Genomic DNA, 19,045 nt, shown 5'->3' with positions numbered 1-19,045 from the left:
GCCGATGCCCAAAGCCGAGCTCACGCCGAACGCCGAGCCCGCGCCGACCGAGCGGGAGTGGCGGGACGGCCGGGCCGCGCTCGACGCCGACCGGGCCGGGCTCGGCGCGCGGGCGAGCGGCCTGTACCCGGACGTCCCCCGCGTCGCGGGGACGGCGCTGCTGTGCCGCGACGGCTGGATCCCGCCGCGTCCCCTGCCGCTGGAGTCGATCCGGCTGGAATGGGACGCCTCGCCCGTCCCGCCCGCCGTGACCGGCCCGGCCGGGGGCCTCCCGCCCGGGTACCGCACGTACGCGGACGCGATGGCGGCGCTCGCTCCGCCGCGCGTCTTCGAGAACCGCCCCGCCTACCGGCTGCTCGGCGCCGCCCCGCCCGTGCTCCGCTTCGGCCCGGCGCGCTACTTCGACGCGGTGAACGTCGGCGAGGCCGCCGCGCACGAACTCGCCGTCGGCGGCGGCGCCCTGCGCGCGCGGGTGGGCGACCCGTGCGACCCGGCGCGGCGGCCCGCGCTCACCGCCGTGACGACGCTGACGGTCACGACGTCCGGCACGTACGTGCTCCACCACCGGGACGCGGCGAGGGTCGCGCACGGCGGCGGGCTCCGGCACGTGATGCCGGTCGGCGCGTTCCAGCCGGCCGGCGCGTCCGAGCCGCCGGCCGGCGAGCGGGACGACCTCGACCTGTGGCGCTGCATGGTCCGTGAGTACGCCGAGGAGCTTCTCGGCCGGGGCGAGGACTACGGCGAGGGGTTCGTCCAGGACGAGTGGCCGTGGCACCGCGAGCTCACCGCGGCACGAGGGCGCGGTGAGCTGCGCGCCTGGTTCCTCGGCCTGGGCGTCGACCCCCTGTCGTTCGCCGTCGACCTGCTCACGGTCGTCGTCGTCCGGGACGAGGCGTTCGCGCGGCTCTTCGGCGATCTGGTGGCGGTCAACGAGGAGGGCGACGTCGCGCTCGCCCCCTTCGAGGGGACGGTTCCCGAGCGCATGCAGCCGGCCGGTGCCGCCGCGCTGGAGCTGGCGTGGCGGCACCGGCGGGGGCTCGGGATCAGGTCGGCGCGGCGGCCGTCTCGCGGCTGAGCGCGAGCAGCTCGTCCAGCGCGTCGACGAGGTGGTCGATCACCTCGGACGGCTCGGGCACGAGGTCGCGGCAGGCGACGACACCGACGTCCAGCTTGCCGTCGTAGGAGAACACCGTGATGTTGAGGCCGCCGCTCACGTCGGTGATGACCGAGATCGGGTGGTAGGCGAGCAGCCGCGCCCCGCACAGGTAGAGCGGGAACTGCGGGCCCGGCACGTTCGAGACGATCAGGTTGATCGGGCGCAGCGAGAACGAGGGGGCGGCCTGCAGCGCGAACCGGACGACGGCCCCGGCGAGCGGCGCGGGGACCATCGCGCTGATCTCGTGGAGCCACGAGCCGGACGAGGCGACGAACCGGCGCTTCACGGCGTCCATGTCGGCCCGCACGGCGGCGTAGCGCCGCGCGGGGTCGGCCACGTGCACGGCGAGCGGGGCGGTCATCACCGAGACCTGGTTGGCGCCCTCGCCGCTCCCGCCGTCGCGGCGCAGCGAGACGGGCACGCCCGCGACGAGGGGGCCGTCCTCCAGCTCGCCGCGCTTGTCGAGCCACTGCCGCAGCGCGGTCGCGCACAGCGCCATCACGACGTCGTTGACGCTGCCGCCGAGGGCCCCGCGGATCTCCTTGACGGCGTCCAGCGGAAGCTCGCCGCAGGCGACCGCGCGGCGCCGGCCGATCGGCAGGTTGAAGGAGGTCGGCGGGGCGCTCGGGCGGGGCACCGGCGGCAGCTCCGGGCGGCGCAGCGCGCCGTGCATGAACGCCGACATGACCCCGATGCCGGGCAGGGACGCGATGCCCGGGATCTCGTCGAGGTGCGGCGCGGTGCGGGCCATGGACACGGCGGTGCGGACGGGGTGCAGCGCCGCCTTCAGCAGCCCGGTGCCGAGCATCTGGACGGCGCCGGGCGCGCGGGTCTCGGTGCCGTCGTCGTCGGGCACCTCGCGCGGTTCGGGCGAAAGGTCGAGCAGCGCGGCCAGGGTCTCGGCGGCCATCACGCCGTCGATCGCGGCGTGGTGGACCTTCACGTAGACGGCGGTGCGGCCGCCCTCCAGGCCGTGGACGATGACCATCTCCCACAGCGGGCGCGACCGGTCGAGCGGCTGCTCGTGCAGCCTCCCGACGGTGTCGGCGAGCTGCCGCTCCGTGCCCGGCGCGGGCAGCTCGATCTCGCTGATGTGCCGTTCGGGCGCGAAGCCGGGATCGTCCTCCCAGTACGGGTGGTCGAGCCCGAGCGGGACCTGCACCAGCCGCTGCCGCAGCGGCCGGGCGGCGAGGTGCGCGCGGCGGCGGACGAGGTCCGCCACGAGGGCGGGGGTGAGCCGCCCGCCGGGGCAGGAGGAGGCGTCGACGATGCCGAGTCCGGCGATGTGGGCGTGGTTAGCCCCCGTCTCCGCGTTGAGGAAGGTCGCGTCCACGGTGGTCAGCTGGCTCATGTCGGGTCCCGTCAGCTCGTCCTTCACGTGCCGTTCCCTCCTAGGAGTTATGCGGTACTTCGCAGTAGGTCAACGTGAGCTGTCAGGAAGTAACAGGGACTTAACGGGCCGTTGCACCTCCGTCATCTGCAAGATCCGAGAATCGGGAAGAATTTTCGCCCTTCTTCCGTCCTGATGTGGTCAGAAAACTTCACATCGGAGATCAAGGCCGTGAACGTCCGGCGGCGTCGCTAGGGTGGGGCGCCATGACGGCACGACCGCTCCCGGAGATCGTCGAGGCGGGCTGGGCGAAGGCCCTCGAACCGGTGGCCGGGACGATCGCCGCCGCCGGCGACTGGCTGCGCGCCGAGATCGCCGCCGGCCGGCGCTACCTCCCCGCCGGGAAGGACATCCTGCGCGCCTTCCACCAGCCGTTCGACGACGTCCGCGTCCTCGTCGTCGGGCAGGACCCGTACCCGACCCCCGGGCACGCGGTCGGCCTCAGCTTCTCCGTCGCCCCGGACGTCCGGCCCCTGCCCGGCAGCCTCGTCAACATCTTCCGCGAGTACTGCGCCGACCTCGGCCACCCGCAGCCGTCCACCGGCGACCTCACGCCCTGGACGCGGCAGGGCGTCCTGCTGCTGAACCGGGCGCTGACCGTCATGCCCGGCAAACCCGGCTCGCACCGCGGCAAGGGCTGGGAGGAGGTCACCGAGCAGGCCATCCGCGCACTCGCGGCCCGCGGCGGGCCGCTCGTCGCGATCCTGTGGGGCCGGGACGCCCGCGACCTCAAGCCGCTGCTCGGCGGCGTCCCCTGCGTCGAGTCCGCGCACCCGAGCCCCATGTCGGCCGACCGCGGGTTCTTCGGCTCCCGGCCCTTCAGCCGCGCCAACGAGCTGCTGGAGCGGCAGGGCGCGGCCCCGGTCGACTGGAAGCTGCCCTGACCGGCGGCCGGCCGGGCGCTACTCCCGGGGGAGGCGGCGCAGGAGGAGGGCGAACTCGTCCGAGCCGCCCAGCGCCGCGGCCGGGCTCAGCGGGGTGAGCCGCCGCTCGCCGTGGCTCCAGTAGACGCCCGGCGCGCACGGGTCGGCGGCGTCGGCGTGCATCTCGCGGACGACGTCGGCGAACACCGGCAGCACCTCGCGGACGGCCGCGCTCCTGACCGGGTACAGCAGCAGCGTGCTGTGGCACGGGACGCCGACGAGGGCGCCGTGCTCGTTGGGGGCGGGCAGGAACTGGTCGACCTCGCTGAGCAGCGCCGACACGTACCGGCTGCCCGGCTTCGTCACCACCCGGACGTTCCGCCCCGGCAGCAGCGGCTGGTCGCGGACCTCGACGTCGGCGAGCTCACGGTCGTGCGTGTTCGTCATCACATAGCCGAGCTTGTGCAGGCCGAGCAGCCCGGCGCGGGCCTTGGTGAGGGGGCCGCCGTAGCGGGGGTGCTCGATCATCACCATCGCGTCGAAGTGGTCACCGGCCGGGACCACGACGAGGCCCTCCCGGTCGTGCGGCGCGAGCTTCGGCACGATCCGCAGCCGCAGCAGCTCCCGGACGTCGCCGAACAGCTCCATCTCACCGACCGCGAGGAACGCCCGGTCGGTGACCTCGCGGAGCCACGCGTCCACGACCCCGGGCCAGGCGGCGCGCGGCTCGCGCGCGCAGCGCTCCAGCGCGGTCCAGCTGGAGGCGCGCGCCTCCGAGCCGCCGACGGGCAGGACGACCTCGGACGTTCCGGCGTCGAACCAGGCGCTGGGCGCCAGCGCGGGGAGCACGTCGCGGATGAGCGCGTGCACGTCCGCGGCCGCGTCCAACGGTTCCATGCACATCCTCCTTCCTCGGCGGGGAGCTCGCCGATCTCACGCTCCCACCTTCTCAGAGTCCGGACCGGTTGTGCGATCCATCCGGATCCTCCGGGGCGCGCTCGCTGATCACGGCGTCGCTCAAGTACGGTGCTGCCATGTCCGAATACGTGTATCCCCCTGTGATCAAGGCGGCCAAGGGCATGTTCAGGCTCCTGAACATCACGTTCCGTCTGGAGGGGACCGATCGGATCCCCGCCACCGGCGGAGCGGTGCTCGTCAGCAACCACGTCAGCTACCTCGACTTCATCTTCGCGGGCCTCGGCGCCCACCCGGCCGGCCGGCTGGTGCGGTTCATGGCGAAGAAGGAGATCTTCGACAACAAGATCGCCGGGCCGCTGATGCGCGGGATGCACCACATCCCCGTCGACCGCAACGCGGGCGCCTCCTCGTACGCGGCGGCGCTGAAGGCGCTGCGCGGCGGCGAGGTCATCGGGGTCTTCGCCGAGGCGACGATCAGCCGGTCGTTCACGGTGAAGGAGATCAAGAGCGGCGCCGTCCGGATGGCCGTCGCGGCGAACGTGCCGCTCGTCCCGGTCGCGCTGTGGGGGCCGCAGCGGCTGTGGACGAAGGGCCGCAAGCGGCGGCTGCTCCAGCGCGGTGTGCCGGTCACCATCCTCGTCGGCGAGCCCTTGTACCCCAAGCGCGGCGACGACTACGAGGCCGTCACGGCGGAGCTGCACGCCCGGATGTCGGAGCTGCTGGAGAAGGCGCAGCGCGAGTACCCGGACACACCGGCACCGGAGGAGTCCTGGTGGCAGCCCGCCTACCTGGGCGGCTCCGCGCCGACGCCGGAGGAGGCCGCCAAGCTCGACGCCGAGGAGGCGCAGGCCCGCGCGGCCGCCCGCGCCGCCCGCGAGGCCGCCAAGGCCGAGCAGGCCGCGAAGATCCCGCCGACGGCCGCCGTCGAGGACGCCAAGGAGTAAGGCGCCGATCGCACCGGAGCGGGTAAATCGCTGGACGCGCCGGGCCGCCGCCCCTGATCATCGGGAGCATGACCACGCGGCCGGACGTCCTGCACCTCGCCCTGCCCCCCGACGACGACGCGCCGGGGGCCGATGCCGCGCCGCCCGTCGTCCTGAACCTCAGCGACAACAACTCGCCCGCCGACGTGATGGACGTGCTGTCGCTGCGGCCGTTCGCGTCCGGCGAGCAGCCCTGGTCGCGCTCGACGAGGCTGGAGCACGTCAAGCCGGACGCGCCGCTGCGCCCCGATGGCGCCCGGCTGCTGCGGGTGGCCAAGGAGAAGGCGAAGGAGTCGGTCCTCGCCGACGGCGAGGGCTGGACGCTGCTGACGAACCGGTGGAGCAACGGCACCGCGTACGTCGCGGTGTCGGCGGTCTCGGCGGAGCTGGCCGAGTCGGTCCTGCAGGAGTCGGTGAAGGACGCGACGGAGCCGCCGCAGACCGACGAGACGAACGTCGAGATGGGCTTTTGGCACATGGGGTCGCACGGCCCCGTCCGCACCGAGCGCGCGATCTCGGCCGACGCGTGGGCCGACATCCGGCGCAACTACACGGCGCCCGTCGCGGCGGCGCTCGACGACGTGATGAAGCTGACCCGCGAGCAGGTGGCGGGCCGGCTCCTGCTGCTGCACGGCCCGCCCGGCACCGGCAAGACGACCGCGCTGCGGGCGCTCGCCCGCTCCTGGAGCGAGTGGTGCCAGGCCGACTGCGTCCTCGACCCGGAGGCCCTGTTCGGTACGCCGAGCTACCTCATGGAGGTGGCCGTCGGCGACGACGAGGACGAGAACCGGCGCTGGCGGCTGCTCATCCTGGAGGACTGCGACGAACTGATCCGCGGCGAGGCGAAGCAGTCGACCGGGCAGGGCCTGTCGCGGCTGCTGAACCTCACCGACGGGATGCTCGGGCAGGGCCGGGACGTGCTGGTCGCGATCACCACCAACGAGGACCTGACGCGGCTGCACCCGGCGGTGGTCCGGCCGGGCCGCTGCCTCGCGCAGATCGAGGTCGGCCCGCTGACCCGGGACGAGGCGCGCGGCTGGCTGGGCGGGGAGGCCCCGTCCGGCGACATCGGGCCGGAGGGCGCGACCCTCGCCGAACTGGCCGCGCTGCGCAAGGGCGAGAAGCGTCCCGAGACCCGGGACGCCCCCACCTCGGCGACCGGCTTCTACCTCTGATCAGGCGGCCTTCGCGAGGGCACGCTCGATGTCGGCCCACAGGTCGTCGGGGTGCTCCAGGCCGATCGACAGCCGGACGGTCCCCTCTCCGATCCCGGCGGCGGCCAGGGACGCGGCGTCCATCTGCCGGTGCGACGTGCTCGCCGGGTGCATGACGAGGGACGCGGCGGCGCCCAGCGACGGGCCGAGCGACACGAGCTCCAGGGCCTCGGTGAACGCCCGGCCCGCCGCGCGCCCGCCGGTGAGCTCGAACGCGAGGACGCCGCCGTGGCCGTCCGGCATGAGCCGCTTCGCCACGTCGTGCTGGGGGTGGCCGGTGAGCCCCGGGTAGTGGACGCCCTGGACCGAGGGGTGCGCGGCGAGCCGTCCGGCGATGTCGAGGGCGCTCGCGCTCTGCCGCGCGACCCGCATCGGCGCGGTGGCGAGGCCGCGCAGCGCCAGCCAGGCGGCGAACGGGTCGGCGCTCGCGCCGAGTTCGGTGGAGTGCTCCCAGACGCGGCGGTGGACGTCGGGGTCGGCGCATACGACGGCGCCGCCGAGGATGTCGCCGTGCCCGCCGAGGTACTTGGTGGCGGAGTGCAGGACGATGTCGGCGCCGTGGTCGAGCGGGCGGCACAGCAGCGGCGCGAACGTGTTGTCGACGGCGGTGAGCACGCCCGTCCCGCGCACGGCCGCGGCGAACGCGGGGATGTCGGTGACGTGCGTGGTGGGGTTCGCGATCGTCTCCAGGTAGAGGAGGCGGGTGTTCGGGCGGAGCGCGGCGCGGACCTCGTCCGGATCGTCGCCGGGGATGTGGGTGACCTCGACGCCCCACCGGTCGGCGAGGTCGTGGAGCAGCGCGTACGTCCCGCCGTAGAGGGCGGACTGCGCGATCACGTGGTCGCCGGCGCGGAGCAGCGTCATCAGGACGGCGTTGACCGCGCCCATCCCGGACGCGGTGGCGATCGTCCCGGCGCCGCCCTCGATGCCGGTGACCGCGTCCTCGAACGCGCGGACGGTCGGGTTGCCCATCCGGCCGTAGAAGAACGCCTCGCGCGGGCCGCCGAACGCGGCGGCGAGGTCGTCGGCGTCGTCGAAGGCGAACAGGTGGCCCTGGTAGATCGGGACCCCGAGCGGCCGGCTCCCCGCCGGCGCGGGCACGGGCGGATGGACGGCTCGGGTCTGCGGGTCGTATCCGTTCATGCCCCCAGCGTGCCGCCGGTCCGCCGGGCCGGACAGGGCCAATCGCAGCCAGTGGCCGGCCCCGCCCCCCTTCGGGCGTCCCCCGCGTCGTTCCCCGCGGGCCGGACCACGGCCCGGCCGCGGGGCAGCCTCCCTCCGCGTCCGGGACCGGTTCCCGTCTCCGTCTCACCCACCCCGCGAGGGTGAGGCGGAGGCCGGGGCCGATCCCGGTGGTGCGGTGTTCGGTGTCCCACGGCCGGATACTCGAGGATGTCCCGGGACGACCCCCGCGAACATCCGGGCAATCACGGCCAATCGGACGGCATTCGGGTACGGGTCCGGCCCGGGACTACGGGGTCGCATGCGCGAACAGGCGCCGGTACACGCAGCGCAGACCGTGGAGATCCCGCACAGGCTCGGCGAAGGCGACGCGCAGGTCGAACGCGTCGGGCCGGTGCGGCGGGGGCGCGGAGCAGCGCAGCCACAGCCCGTGCCGGTCGAGGGCCAGCGGCCGGACGACCGGGCGCGGCTCGTCCGGCGCGGCCGGACGGCCCGCCACCGGCAGCAGGCCGGCCAGGTCGTCCCGGTGGGCGGAGTCGAGGTGGGTGAGGATGCCTCCCTCGATCGCGACGAACGGGTCGGGCGCGGCGGCCGCGTACTCCTCGGGTTCGAGGGTGGCGCCGCCCCAGGCGTCCTCGATCTCGACCTGGGCGACCTCCAGCGCGAGGATCGTCCAGTCCCGTTCCGCGCCCGGCCTCCCCGCCGCGAGGTCCAGCAGCTCGGGACGCGGGTGGGGCCGCGAGATCCGCAGGGCGGCGTCCCGGATCCCGGTGTCGGGGACCTCGGTGAGCCAGCCGTGCAGCCAGGCCCGGCCGCGGACGCGGTCGGCCAGCGCCACCGGCGCGACGTCCGAGATCCGCAGCGTGGCGGGGACGTCGGGTTCGCGCGTCACCGCGGCGACGATCGGCGCACCGGCACGGACGAGCAGCAGCGGGCGCCCGTCCCGGTCGGTCGCGTGCGCCGTGACGGGCGCGTACGGGATGCCCGGTGCGACGAGCACCCCGTCGGCGACGCCGTAGGCGAGCGTCCGGGCCCGCTCCGCCGGCGCCGGCTCCCCCGGCCGCGTCTCCCCCGGCGCGCCCGGCCGTGTCTCCGCGTGATCCACCCTGGCCTCCTCGACGTTATAGGTTAGGCTTACCTAACTAAGGATTACCTAACCATCAGGGAGCGTCGTGAACAACCCCCGGCCGAAGGTGAAGCTGTCCCGGGCCCTCGGAATCCCCCTGACCCCGAAGAGCGTCAAGTACTTCGAGGCGCGGCCGTACCCGCCCGGCGTCCACGGGCGCGCCCGCAAGCAGGAGTCGGACTACAAGGTGCGGCTGCGCGAGAAGCAGCGGCTGCGGGCGCAGTACAACATCCGGGAGGCCCAGCTCCGCAACGCCTTCGCCAAGGCCGCGAAGGTCGAGGGCAAGACCGGCGAGGTGCTGATCGGCGACCTGGAGCGGCGGCTCGACGCCCTCGTCCTGCGGTCCGGGTTCGCCCGCACCATCTACCAGGCCCGCCAGTTCGTCGTGCACCGCCACATCCTCGTGAACGGCCGCCGGGTCGACCGGCCCTCCTACAAGCTCCGCCCCGGCGACGTCATCACGGTCGCCGAGCGCAGCCGCGCCATCGACGCGTTCCGGATCGCCGCCGCCGGCGGGCACACCGACAGCGTCCCGCCCTACCTGGAGGTCCGCCACGACGCCCTCACCGCCCGGCTGGCCCGCCTGCCCGAGCGCAGCGAGATCCCGGTCGTCTGCGACGAGCAGCTCGTCGTCGAGCACTACTCCCGCTGAGCCGGGGCGGAACGCGCCGCGCCCCGCACTCGGGCCGGAGTGCGAGGCGCGGCGCGGAACGGGCCGGATCAGTCCTTCGGCTTCGCGCTCGTGCTCGGCGCGGGCGTCCCGGACGCGCCGCCGACCGGCAGCTGGCCGAGCTGCTGCTGCTGGTTCTGGTCGTTGACACCCGACGGGTACTGCTTGGTGATCTTCCACGACCCGTCGATCTTGGACAGCGCCAGCCGCAGCAGCGTCGCCGGGCTGGCCTTGCTGCCGCTCTTGGACGACAGCTGCACGTCCACCGAGATGACCGCCATGGCGAACCGGTCGGTCACGTCGCCGACGAAGACCTTGTCGGTCTTCGACGTCAGCGTCACCTCGGGATTGGCCTTGAACGTCTCGGTGAGGCTCTGCCTCGTCGACTGGTTGAACTCGTCGAGCAGGTCGCCCGCCAGCAGCCGCTGCGTCTTCGCCATCTGCGCCTGGTAGTTGGACGCGTTGTAGTTGAACGCGACATCGCCGTACGCGGACGCGACCTTCGCGATCTCCTCCCGCTCCGACTCGTCCGACGCCAGGCCGCTCGCCCGCGTCCACTGCCACACGGCGAGGCTCGCGAGGAGCGCGACCAGGACGACGACCACGATCGCCTGCGTCCGGCCCATGCCGAGGAAGGCCGGCCGGTCGGCGACGGGCTCCGGCGCCCTCTTGCGGGCCGGCTCCTCGTCCTCGTCCTCGTCCTCGTCCTCGTCGGCCTCAACCTCGACCTCGACCGGGGCCTTCTTCGGCTTCGGCTTCGCGACGGCCGCGGGCTTCGCCGCCGGACGGGCCTTCGGCGCCGCGGGCGCCTCGGCCTCGTCCTCCTCGTCCTCCGCGTCGATCGCGTCCAGGACCTCGTCCAGGTCCTCGTCGTCGAGCACCTCGATGACCCGGACCCGCCGCTTGCGCTTCGCCGGACGCGCCTCGGCGCCCTCCTCGGACGGCTCGGTGACGGCGGGGGTCTCGTCGCCCTCGCCGGCCGGCGTCGCGTCCTCGGTGGTCTTCGCTGTCACTTCGGGCACTCCTCGGGGATCGGGTTCAGTCCTCGCCGCGGCGGCGGAGCCGCGGCAGCCGGGACACCACGGGCACGGAGCCCATCATGACCTTGATCAGCACCAGCAGAGCCAGAACCGGGGGGACGTACACTAGCCAAACGGGCGGCCCGGAAGAAGAGTCCTTCGAGGAGTTCGCCGCGTTCTTCAGCTTCGCGCCCTGGTCGTTGACCGACGGGTCGTGGGTCGGGATCGTCGCGCCCGGGTTCTTCGCCTTGTAGGGCTTCTGCTTCACCAGCGCCGGCGTCCGGCCACCCGCGCACGTCGGCACCGTGCTCAGCTTCGGCTGGGCGAGCGGGTACTGGTACTCCAGCGTCGCCGTCTTGGTCACCGTGACCTGGAAGACCACGTTGAGGACGGGCTGCCCCTGGTCGATGCCGATGACGTTGTTCAGCACGGTCCTCAGCTGCGGCGCCTTCGCCAGCGTCGAGTTCAGATCACGCAGCAGCTGCGGGTTGTACCTCTTCAGACCCCAGTCGCCCAGCGCGTCGACGGTGCACTCGAAGTCGGGCGTGGTCTCCGCCAGGAGCCGGTTCACGGTCGCCAGCAGGTCCGGCCCGCGGTCGCGCAGCTCGGCGATCTGCCCGCGCACCTGACTCAGCGACGCGGTCACGGCGGCCAGGTTGTCGACGCCCCCGCCGAGCTGCCCGCGGTTGGCGTTCAGCACGCCGGTGATGCGGCTGAGATCGGACGTCAGCTGATCGAGCATCTCGGTGTTCTCGGCGAACGTGGCGGTCAGCTGGTCGCCGCCGGCGATGATCTGCCGCAGCGAACTCTCCCGGCCCGACCAGCCCTCGGCGAGCTCGTGCGTGACCGTCTTCGCGTCCTCCGGGTTGATCGTCTTCAGCGAGTCGATGACGGCGCCGAACAGGTCGCCGTACTTCGGCGGCACCTTCGTCTGCGACACCGGGATCCGCGCGCCCGGCTTCATCGCCGGCGCGTTCACGGTGCCCGGCCCGGGGGTCAGCTCGACGACCGGCTCGCCGACCGCCGACTTGCGCGCGGCGGCGGCCGTGACCCCCTGCGGGATCTTGACGCCGCTGTCGATGTCGAGCTTGACGACGACCTTGTCCTTCTCCAGCCGCACCGAGTCGATCTTGCCGATGCGCAGGCCGAGGTAGTCGACCTCGAAGTTCGGGTGCAGGCCCGGGGACGACTCGAACTCGACCGTGATGTGGTACGGCCGGTCGATGAAGTCGAACCGGACGACGTTGTTGAACGCCCACACCACCATGAGGACGGCGAGGGCGGCGAACGCCACCAGGTTGATCGTGATGCGCCTGGTCATCGCCGTCCCCCCAGGAGTTTCTCGAGGTCCGGCAGGGCTCCCTTGAGTTCCTTCGGCAACTGCGGATCGCCCTGCCGCTGCCCGGTCTTCTTGGCGCCGGACGAGCCGCCGAGGCCGGGGAAGACGGGCGAGCCGTCCGGCCACACGATGTTCAGCAGCGGGTAGAGCAGGAGCTGGCCGTCATAGGTGGCGCGGGGCAGCTTCTCCTCGAACTGGACGATGCCGTCCACGAGCGCGGTGAGCCGCTTGCGGTTGCCGCCGAGCTGCGCGAGCACGGGGTCGAGGTCGCGCAGCAGCTTGCGGAACCGGAGGATCCGGCCCTCCAGCACCTTGTCGTTCAGCTCCCGGGCCATCCGGGTGAGCCGCTCGACCGTCTTGACGATCTTCTCCTTGTTGTCGTCCAGCAGCCGCGTCGTCCGCTCCAGCTCGGCGGGCGCGTTCGCGAGGGCGTCCTCGCGCGCCGCGAGCGAGCGGCCGAGCCTGGCGAACCGGTCGACGCTCTGGCCGAGTTCGGTGCGCTGCGCGGCGAACATCTTCGTCAGCGCGGCGGCCTTCGCGATCGTCGCGTTCAGCTTCTGCCCGTTGCCGTCGAGGGCGGTCGCCCCCGCGTTCACGACCGTCGCGACGTCGTCCTGGGCCAGCGCCTTGATCAGCGGCCCGGCCTGCCCGACGACCTGCTCGAACGCGGGCTGGACGCTGGTCTTGACGATCGCCGCGTCATCCGCCAGGAACGGCCCGCGGTCCATGCTCCCGCCGGGCGGCAGCCGCAGGTCGACGTAGTTCTCGCCGAGGAGCGACGTCACCTTGATCTCGGCGCTGGTGCCCTGCGGGACGCGGATGCCGTCCTGGATGGACAGCGTCGCCTTGGCCCGGTAGCCGTCCAGCTCCAGCTTGGTGACGGTGCCGACGTTGATGTCGGACATCTTCACGCTGTGCCCCGCGACCAGGCCCTGCGCGTCGTCGAACGTCGCGGTCAGGGTCAGGTCGCCCTTCGGGGCGCCGGCCGTCCGGAACGAGCAGCCCGAGACCGCGACGGCCAGGGCGACGACGAGCAGCAGCGCCCGCGTGCCTTTCACAGGCCGGCTCATCAGTTGCCTCCGTTATCCCAGGGACAGTTGGAGTTCGGTTTCGGCAGCGGGCAGGGCACGTCGTCGGTTCCCATGAGGCCCTTCAGCCAGTACCGCAGGAACGCGTCCGTCGCGAACCGGATCTGCAGCGACTTGTTCTTCGGGTTGTAGCCCCCGATCAGGGCGTCGTTGATGCCGGGCAGCACGTCGACCAGCTGCGCGATCGTCTTGCTGTTGCCCTTCAGCACCAGCGCCGCCCGGGTCAGCACCGCGAGGTCGTACGGCAGCTGCCCCTCGTACTTGTCGATCAGCTTGTCGCCGTTGCGCGACAGCTCGAGCAACCCGGTGATGAGCTGCTGGAGCTCGCCGCGCTCGGCCGACAGGACCCGGCTGGCCTCGCCGAAGTCGCGGATCAGCGTGCCGAGGATCTGCTCGCGGCCCCGCACCACCCCGGCGAGCCGGTTCAGGTTCTGCGCGACCTTGATGAGCTCCTCGTCCTGCCCCGCGATGTTCTCCACGAGACGGGCGCTCTGCTCCAGCGTGGCGTTGAACTGGCGGCCGTTGCCGTTCAGCGTGCGGGCCGTCGTGCCGAGCGCCTTCTGCATCTTCGTCGGGTCGAGCGCCTGCGCCAGGTTGGTGAACGAGCTGAGCGCGTCGTCCACCTCGACCGGCACATGGGTGCGCTCGATCGGGATCCGGTCGCCCGTCTCCTTCGGCTGCCCCGGCTTCCACGCCGGGTGCAGGACGAGGTTGCGCTCGCCGACGAGGTTCAGCGGGACGATCGACGCCTGCACCCCCCGCGGCAGCGGGACCTCCCGCCGGATGTGGAAGGTGATCTTGATCTTGTCGCCCTCGTTCTCGACCTCGTCGACAAGGCCGACGTCCGCGCCCATGACCTTGACCTTCGACTCCGGGTAGAAGGAGCGGGCCTTGGACACGTACACGACCATCGTCCGGTCGCCGCCGGAGGGCGCGAGCGAGCAGCCCCCCAGCGACGCCGTCAGCGCGAGAGAGGCGCCGACGGCCAGCGTTTTCGCGAGCCGGTGCATCAGTTGCCTCCCTGCTGCGCCGGCGGGCGGCGGCTGGAGATCGGGCCGGGCGGCTGGAGCGGGCCGAGTCCGGTGAGCACGCCCTCGATCCACCGGCCCTCGCCCTTGAGGTTCGCGACCTGCTGGAACGTCGGCCCGAGCAGCGAGAAGTCGGCGTTCAGCGCGTCCATGTTCGGTGCCAGCCGGGTCGTCAGCAGGTGCAGGTTGTCCAGCAGCCCGTCCAGCTTCTTCTGGTTGGTGGAGATGACGTTCGACAGCGTCCGGACGGTCCTGCTCCCCGACCCGATCGTCGCCGCCAGCTCGTTGCGGCGCCGCACGAGCGTGTCCAGCAGCACCTGGCTGGCGTTGATGATCTCGCGGAGCTGCTGGTCCTTCGCGGCGAGCGTGCCGCTGATCGTCTTGCTGCTCTCGATGAGCTTCTCGATCTGCGGATAGGAGTCGTTCAGCATCCGGGACAGGTCCTGGACGTTGACGAGGACGCGTCCCAGCTTCTCCGCGCCGGGCGACCTGATCTGGTTGATCTGCGTGAGCAGCCTGTCGATGCTCTTCTGGTCGAGCTTGCCGACGATCCCCTGCGCGCCCTCGAGAGCCTGCGGCACCGTGAACGGGACCGACGTGTTCTTCAGCGCGACCCGGCGCCTGGACTCGGGCAGGTCCGCCAGATAGGGGCGGGCGACCGGGCCGGTCAGCCGCAGGTAGCGGCCGCCGAGCAGGGTCGTCGTCTGGATCTCCGCCCGGGTGTCGCGGCCGAGGTCGACGCCGGCGCGGACATGCCAGCTGATGATCACCTTGCCGGTCCGGAAGTCCGGCTCGACCTCGGTGACCCGGCCGACCTTCACGCCGGCGAGCCGGACGTCGTTGCCCTTCTTCAGGCCCGCGGTGTCCTCGAACTCGCCGCTCATCGTGTAGCCGCGGTCGAACAGGTGGAGCTGCCCGACCGCGAACGCGAACACGCAGGCGGCGCCGAGGGCGCTCAGCGTCACGATCGCGACGAGCCGCTGGTTGACGTCGCGCAGCGACTTCAGCGCCATCAGCCGGCACCTCCGCTCAGCATCGCCTTCAGCTTGGCGAGGTCGGACTTGGACGGCCCGGTCGGGGACCCGCCGCCCGAGCCCTCGGTCCGCGGCACCTTCATCTCGAACGGGCACGGTCCCTGCACGACGTTCAGGCAGAGCGCGTTCGTCCGGAGGTAGTGGCCGCCGTTCGCGGCGGCGAACAGCTGCCGCATGGTCAGCGGGAGGCCCTGCACCATCTTCTCCAACTGGTCGACGTTCAGCCGGAACGTCTCGGCCACCTCGCTGAGGTTGCCGATGATGCGGGCGAGCTGGGCGTCGTTGCCGCCGAGCACGGCGTTCAGGTTCGTGGTGACGCCGCCGAGCTCGACGATCGCGTTCTCCAGCACCTTGTGGTTGTTCGCGAACACCCGGGTCAGCGACTCGAGGTTGTCGACGCTCGCGGCGATCTGGTGGTCGCGCTTCGCGATCACCCCGGCGACCGTCTCGTAGTTGTCGATCATCTGCTTGATCGTCGAGCGGCGGGCCGCGAACGTCTGGAGCAGCAGGTCGAGGTTGTCGGTCAGCTGCGCGATGTTCTGCTCGTTGCCCTCCAGCGCCTGGGAGAACGAGAACAGGATCTTGTTGAGCTGGTTCGGGTCCAGGTTCCGCGTCAGCGGGCCGAGGTTGTTGACGAGCTCGCCGAGGTCGACCGCCGACCGCGTGTGCGGGATGCGGCCGCCGTCGCCGAGCCTGGCCCGCTGCCTGCCCGGCTCCAGGTAGACGACCCGCTGGCCCATCACGTTGCGCCACCGGATCGCGGCGGTCGAGTCGGACGGGATCGCCACGCCCTCGTCGACCTCCAGCCCGACGACCGCCTTGCCGCGGACGATGTCGATGCTCGCGACCTGCCCGACCGGCGCTCCCGCGATCTTGACGGCGTCGCCGGTCAGCAGGCCGGTGACGTCATCGAAGGTCGCGGTCAGCGTGTAGCGGTCCCGGAAGCTCGCGCCGAGGATCTGCTGGCCGATGTAGAAGGTGAGCAGCCCGGTCACCGCCACGAACACGGCGAACTTCGCGATCGTGGAGTACTCGGGGCCGCGCGCCGCCTTCCTCCGCGGGCTCATGGCGTCCTCCCCGCGGTCCGCCGCTTGCCGGCGGCCGGCTTCTTCTTCGCGCCCGGCAGGGTCAGCGTGAACGCCGTCTGCGCCGGCGTCTGCCCGCAGACGTCGATGATGATCTGGCAGAAGTCCAGCGGCAGCGCGTTCTTCGCCTGCGCGATCAGCGTGTTCTCCGGACCCGGGATGCGGATGATCCGCGCGAGCAGGGTGAAGAACCCGTTCAGGCTGTCCAGCAGGACGGGGATGTTGCGGCGCTGGCCGTTCAGCACCGCGGCGAGGTCGCCCGCGCCGTCCACGATGTCACCCAGGTTCGCGCCGTGGTCGCGCAGCGTCGTGCCGAGCCGCGTGCTGAGCTCGCCCGACCGGTCGAGCAACTGGCCGATCTTGTCCGGGTTGCGGCTGACGGTCCCCGACAGCGTCGTGAAGTCGCCCGCCAGCCCGCCGATCGTGTCACCGCGGTCGGCGAACGTCCCGGACAGTCCGTTGATGTTGCGGAGCAGCGCCTGCAGCGCCGCACGGTCGCGGTACGTCGCGTCCACGACCTTCGAGCCGTTGTCGATCGTGCGGCGCAGCGCCGGGCCCTGCCCGGACAGGCCCGAGCCGAACGCGTTGATGATCGCGGCGACCTCGTCGGGGTTGATGGCCTTGGTCAGCCGGTAGGCCGGCCAGGCCGTGTCGGACAGCTCCTCGGGGTCCTCGGTCTTCGCGACCCGCCCGCCGTCCGGCAGGTAGGGGCCGGCCAGCTCGCCGGACCCGAGGTCGAGCACCAGGTCCTTCGGGCCGAACACCGACACCGGCTCGATCGCCGCGGTCGTCGTGGTGGGGACCTTGACGCCCTTGTCGACCCGCAGCCGGACGGTGACCCGCCCGTCCCGGTCGAGCTTGAGGGCGTCGACGGTGCCGACCGCGATGCCGCGGATCTTCACGTCCGACTTGCCCGGGTCGAGGCCCTGGCCCGACCGGCTGAACGTCGCGCTGTAGTAGGTGGAGCCCGCGTGGGACGGCGTCGATCCGATCGCCACGAGCGTCACGGACGCCGCGAGCACGCCGGCGCCGACCAGTCCGAAGACCGTCCGGGAGCGGGAGGAAAGGCTCTCGTCGCTCATCCGGTCAACCTCACCGTGCCGCCGTGGCCCCAGAAGATGTACGACAGGACGAGGTTCATCAGGATCATCAGGATGGTGGACTCCCTGATCGCGCGGCCCGCCGCGACACCGACGCCGACCGGCCCGCCGGCCGCGTAGTAGCCGCGGTAGCAGTGGACGAACATGATGATGAACGCGAACACCGCGACCTTGATCACGCTGTAGAAGACGTCGATCGGCGGCAGGTACAGGTGGAAGTAGTAGTCGTAGATGCCGGGCGACAGACCGAAGTACTCGATCGTGATGAACCGTGTCGCGAAGAACGCCATGAACAGCGACACCAGGTAGAGCGGCACGAGCGCGATGACGCCGGCCGCGACCCTGGTGCACACCAGGTAGGCCAGCGAGTTGATGCCCATGACCTCCAGCGCGTCGATCTCCTCGGAGATCCGCATCGCGCCGATCTCGGCGGTGAAGCCGGTGCCGACCTGCGCGACGAGCGCGACCCCGGCGATGATCGGGGTGACCTCGCGGACGTTGGAGTAGCTCGCGACGAGGCCGGTGAACGCCTCGGCGCCGATCCGCTCCAGGCCCGGATAGCCCTGGAGGCCGACCATCGCGCCGGTGGCGAGCGACATCGTGGCGATCACGAAGATCATGCCGCCGCCGATGACGAGCGCGCCGACGCCGACCGCGATGTCGCTGACCTGCTTGGCGAGCGTCTTGCCGTACTTGCGCTTGATGATGATGTCGACGACCAGGTGGTAGAGCACCCGGCCGAGGAACACCGGCAGGTTGGCGGAGGCGGCGAGCCCGGCCGTCCGGCCCCGGACCGCGCGGCCCAGCTTGCGTACGGGGAAAATGGCGACCATCAGAACCTCGGGGGGACGAGAACCTGGTAGATCATGGTGAGGACGTAGTTCGCCAGGAACACCACGATCGACGTGACCACCACGGCCCGGTTCACGGCGCGGCCCACGCCCACCGGTCCGTAGTCGCAGTTCATGCCCATGTAGCAGGCGACGGCGGCGGCGATGAAGCCGAACACCCACGCCTTGAACAGGGTGATCAACAGGTCCGGAAGCTGCAGCAGGGTCGTCGCGCCGTCGAAGAACGCGCCGGGGCTGACGCCCTGCTGGATGACGTTGAAGTAGTAGCCGCCGAGAATGCCCGCCAGGATCACCACCGAGCACAGCAGGGCGGAGACGGTGCTCGCCGCCCACAGCCGCGGGGTGACCAGGCGGTGGACGGGGTTGATGCCCATGACCTCCATGGCGGAGAGCTCGTCCCGGATGTTGCGGGCGCCCATGTCGGAGGTGATCGCCGACCCGCCCACGCCGGAGACCAGCAGCGCGGCGGCGAGCGGCGCGACCTGCTGGATCATCGCGGCGACCAGCAGCGCGCCGGTGCCCGACTGGGCGCCGAGCTGCCGGGCGATGTCGCCGACCTGGAGGGAGATGGTGGCGCCGAGCGGCACCGCGATGAGCATCACCGGCACGGCGGTCACCCGGGCGAGGAACCAGCACTGCTCGATGAACTCGCCCCACCACTGGCGCAGGTCCCAGGTGCGGCGCAGCCCCTCCAGGAGGGTCACGCACAGCACTCCGGTCTCGTCGAGAGCACTCTCGACGCGCCTGCGCGCCAGGTCAGGGGCCTTGGTCAGGCTCAGGGCCATCAGCCGGAATCCTCCCCCTGGGGGGTGGGGTGAAGGGTCATTCCAGCCTCCTTCGTTCTCGGACGTCGGCGCCCATCCGAAACTCCGGACACGTCCGTCCACGGGCGGCGCACACACGATCTGGGTCTTTCGCGCCTTCCCGCCTCTGGACGAGACCGGGATCACACCCGGGCCGGGAGTGCCATGAGACACTCCACTCCCGTTGTGATCTGGA

Annotated in this window: 18 protein-coding genes; 5 read left to right on the top strand and 13 right to left on the bottom strand. The window is 72.1% G+C overall.

Annotated elements, in window-relative coordinates; genetic code table 11:
* The first annotated feature begins 4 nt into the window (after window positions 1–4).
* Entirely contained in the window at window positions 5–1,075 is a 1,071-nt protein-coding gene (locus tag IE99_RS0114455) for a hypothetical protein (protein ID WP_051712504.1), read from the top strand.
* Here IE99_RS0114455 and IE99_RS0114450 read toward each other — a convergent pair.
* The gene (locus tag IE99_RS0114450; RefSeq protein WP_342666221.1) at window positions 1,044–2,534 is read right to left on the bottom strand and encodes a WS/DGAT/MGAT family O-acyltransferase; all 1,491 of its coding nucleotides are present in this window, start codon (window positions 2,532–2,534) and stop codon (window positions 1,044–1,046) included. The two genes, IE99_RS0114455 and IE99_RS0114450, sit on opposite strands and share 32 nt — an antisense overlap.
* A gap of 218 nt (window positions 2,535–2,752) precedes the next feature.
* Between IE99_RS0114450 and IE99_RS0114445 the strand changes: the two genes are divergently transcribed.
* Complete coding sequence (locus IE99_RS0114445; RefSeq protein ID WP_030169744.1) at window positions 2,753–3,430, top strand: uracil-DNA glycosylase; 678 nt, start codon at window positions 2,753–2,755, stop codon at window positions 3,428–3,430.
* 18 nt (window positions 3,431–3,448) lie between these two features.
* On the opposite strand, the gene IE99_RS0114440 is transcribed toward IE99_RS0114445, so the two are convergent.
* The gene (locus tag IE99_RS0114440; protein WP_245623205.1) at window positions 3,449–4,306 is read right to left on the bottom strand and encodes a hypothetical protein; all 858 of its coding nucleotides are present in this window, start codon (window positions 4,304–4,306) and stop codon (window positions 3,449–3,451) included.
* Between the two features lie 137 nt (window positions 4,307–4,443).
* Here IE99_RS0114440 and IE99_RS0114435 point away from each other — a divergent pair, with 137 nt between their 5' ends.
* Both IE99_RS0114435 and IE99_RS0114430 read left to right on the top strand, forming a co-directional pair.
* On the top strand, window positions 4,444–5,271 hold the full coding sequence (locus IE99_RS0114435) for a lysophospholipid acyltransferase family protein (protein ID WP_030169738.1): 828 nt from the start codon (window positions 4,444–4,446) through the stop codon (window positions 5,269–5,271).
* A gap of 68 nt (window positions 5,272–5,339) precedes the next feature.
* A complete protein-coding gene (locus tag IE99_RS0114430) occupies window positions 5,340–6,485 on the top strand; it encodes a DUF5925 domain-containing protein (protein ID WP_030169735.1) in 1,146 nt (381 codons plus the stop codon).
* Here the strand turns inward: IE99_RS0114430 and IE99_RS0114425 are convergent, their stop codons facing one another.
* Entirely contained in the window at window positions 6,486–7,667 is a 1,182-nt protein-coding gene (locus tag IE99_RS0114425; RefSeq protein WP_030169733.1) for a trans-sulfuration enzyme family protein, read from the bottom strand.
* Between the two features lie 328 nt (window positions 7,668–7,995).
* On the bottom strand, window positions 7,996–8,811 hold the full coding sequence (locus IE99_RS0114420) for a DUF2470 domain-containing protein (RefSeq protein ID WP_051712503.1): 816 nt from the start codon (window positions 8,809–8,811) through the stop codon (window positions 7,996–7,998).
* A gap of 67 nt (window positions 8,812–8,878) precedes the next feature.
* On the opposite strand from IE99_RS0114420, the gene rpsD reads away from it, so the two are divergent.
* Window positions 8,879–9,484, top strand: a complete 606-nt coding sequence (gene rpsD / locus IE99_RS0114415; protein ID WP_030169726.1) for a 30S ribosomal protein S4 — start codon at window positions 8,879–8,881, stop codon at window positions 9,482–9,484.
* Window positions 9,485–9,552: 68 nt separating this feature from the next.
* Here rpsD and IE99_RS0114410 read toward each other — a convergent pair whose 3' ends face one another.
* Genes IE99_RS0114410 through IE99_RS0114370 form a run of 9 tightly spaced genes read right to left on the bottom strand, consistent with a single transcriptional unit; the run spans window position 9,553 to window position 18,831 of the window.
* On the bottom strand, window positions 9,553–10,515 hold the full coding sequence (locus IE99_RS0114410) for a hypothetical protein (RefSeq protein WP_030169723.1): 963 nt from the start codon (window positions 10,513–10,515) through the stop codon (window positions 9,553–9,555).
* Between the two features lie 25 nt (window positions 10,516–10,540).
* On the bottom strand, window positions 10,541–11,842 hold the full coding sequence (locus IE99_RS0114405; RefSeq protein WP_030169720.1) for an MCE family protein: 1,302 nt from the start codon (window positions 11,840–11,842) through the stop codon (window positions 10,541–10,543).
* Window positions 11,839–12,930, bottom strand: coding sequence for an MCE family protein (locus tag IE99_RS0114400; protein WP_030169717.1), 1,092 nt, complete (start codon window positions 12,928–12,930; stop codon window positions 11,839–11,841). The genes IE99_RS0114405 and IE99_RS0114400 overlap by 4 nt, the downstream gene beginning before the upstream one ends.
* Window positions 12,930–13,958 carry an MCE family protein gene (locus IE99_RS0114395; RefSeq protein ID WP_030169714.1) on the bottom strand — a complete coding sequence of 343 codons (1,029 nt, stop codon included), beginning with the start codon at window positions 13,956–13,958 and terminating at the stop codon, window positions 12,930–12,932. Before IE99_RS0114395 ends, IE99_RS0114400 begins: the two co-directional genes overlap by 1 nt.
* The gene (locus tag IE99_RS0114390; protein WP_030169711.1) at window positions 13,958–14,989 is read right to left on the bottom strand and encodes an MlaD family protein; all 1,032 of its coding nucleotides are present in this window, start codon (window positions 14,987–14,989) and stop codon (window positions 13,958–13,960) included. Before IE99_RS0114390 ends, IE99_RS0114395 begins: the two co-directional genes overlap by 1 nt.
* Entirely contained in the window at window positions 14,989–16,077 is a 1,089-nt protein-coding gene (locus IE99_RS0114385) for an MCE family protein (RefSeq protein ID WP_030169709.1), read from the bottom strand. Before IE99_RS0114385 ends, IE99_RS0114390 begins: the two co-directional genes overlap by 1 nt.
* Window positions 16,074–17,177 (bottom strand): MCE family protein, encoded by a 1,104-nt coding sequence (locus tag IE99_RS0114380; protein ID WP_084219496.1) that lies wholly within the window; start codon window positions 17,175–17,177, stop codon window positions 16,074–16,076. The genes IE99_RS0114385 and IE99_RS0114380 overlap by 4 nt, the downstream gene beginning before the upstream one ends.
* Entirely contained in the window at window positions 17,174–18,028 is an 855-nt protein-coding gene (locus IE99_RS0114375; protein ID WP_030169703.1) for an ABC transporter permease, read from the bottom strand. The genes IE99_RS0114380 and IE99_RS0114375 overlap by 4 nt, the downstream gene beginning before the upstream one ends.
* A complete protein-coding gene (locus tag IE99_RS0114370; protein WP_030169700.1) occupies window positions 18,028–18,831 on the bottom strand; it encodes an MlaE family ABC transporter permease in 804 nt (267 codons plus the stop codon). Before IE99_RS0114370 ends, IE99_RS0114375 begins: the two co-directional genes overlap by 1 nt.
* Between the last annotated feature and the right edge of the window lie 214 nt (window positions 18,832–19,045).

The sequence above is a fragment of the Spirillospora albida genome (assembly GCF_000718255.1).
In the GTDB taxonomy this organism is placed as follows: Bacteria; Actinomycetota; Actinomycetes; order Streptosporangiales; family Streptosporangiaceae; genus Spirillospora; species Spirillospora albida.
Note: the sequence above shows the minus strand (reverse complement) of the source record. Positions and strands in the feature narration are given on the sequence as shown.

What these genes read in the sequence shown, in the direction of transcription:
- IE99_RS0114370 (WP_030169700.1), bottom strand. Translation starts at nt 18,831, where the DNA reads ATGGCCCTGAGCCTGACCAAGGCCCCTGACCTGGCGCGCAGGCGCGTC.
- IE99_RS0114445 (WP_030169744.1), top strand. Translation starts at nt 2,753, where the DNA reads ATGACGGCACGACCGCTCCCGGAGATCGTCGAGGCGGGCTGGGCGAAG.
- IE99_RS0114395 (WP_030169714.1), bottom strand. Translation starts at nt 13,958, where the DNA reads ATGCACCGGCTCGCGAAAACGCTGGCCGTCGGCGCCTCTCTCGCGCTG.
- IE99_RS0114405 (WP_030169720.1), bottom strand. Translation starts at nt 11,842, where the DNA reads ATGACCAGGCGCATCACGATCAACCTGGTGGCGTTCGCCGCCCTCGCC.
- IE99_RS0114455 (WP_051712504.1), top strand. Translation starts at nt 5, where the DNA reads ATGCCCAAAGCCGAGCTCACGCCGAACGCCGAGCCCGCGCCGACCGAG.
- IE99_RS0114425 (WP_030169733.1), bottom strand. Translation starts at nt 7,667, where the DNA reads ATGAACGGATACGACCCGCAGACCCGAGCCGTCCATCCGCCCGTGCCC.
- IE99_RS0114400 (WP_030169717.1), bottom strand. Translation starts at nt 12,930, where the DNA reads ATGAGCCGGCCTGTGAAAGGCACGCGGGCGCTGCTGCTCGTCGTCGCC.
- IE99_RS0114385 (WP_030169709.1), bottom strand. Translation starts at nt 16,077, where the DNA reads ATGAGCCCGCGGAGGAAGGCGGCGCGCGGCCCCGAGTACTCCACGATC.
- IE99_RS0114380 (WP_084219496.1), bottom strand. Translation starts at nt 17,177, where the DNA reads ATGAGCGACGAGAGCCTTTCCTCCCGCTCCCGGACGGTCTTCGGACTG.
- IE99_RS0114390 (WP_030169711.1), bottom strand. Translation starts at nt 14,989, where the DNA reads ATGGCGCTGAAGTCGCTGCGCGACGTCAACCAGCGGCTCGTCGCGATC.
- IE99_RS0114435 (WP_030169738.1), top strand. Translation starts at nt 4,444, where the DNA reads ATGTCCGAATACGTGTATCCCCCTGTGATCAAGGCGGCCAAGGGCATG.
- IE99_RS0114440 (WP_245623205.1), bottom strand. Translation starts at nt 4,306, where the DNA reads ATGGAACCGTTGGACGCGGCCGCGGACGTGCACGCGCTCATCCGCGAC.
- IE99_RS0114375 (WP_030169703.1), bottom strand. Translation starts at nt 18,028, where the DNA reads ATGGTCGCCATTTTCCCCGTACGCAAGCTGGGCCGCGCGGTCCGGGGC.
- IE99_RS0114430 (WP_030169735.1), top strand. Translation starts at nt 5,340, where the DNA reads ATGACCACGCGGCCGGACGTCCTGCACCTCGCCCTGCCCCCCGACGAC.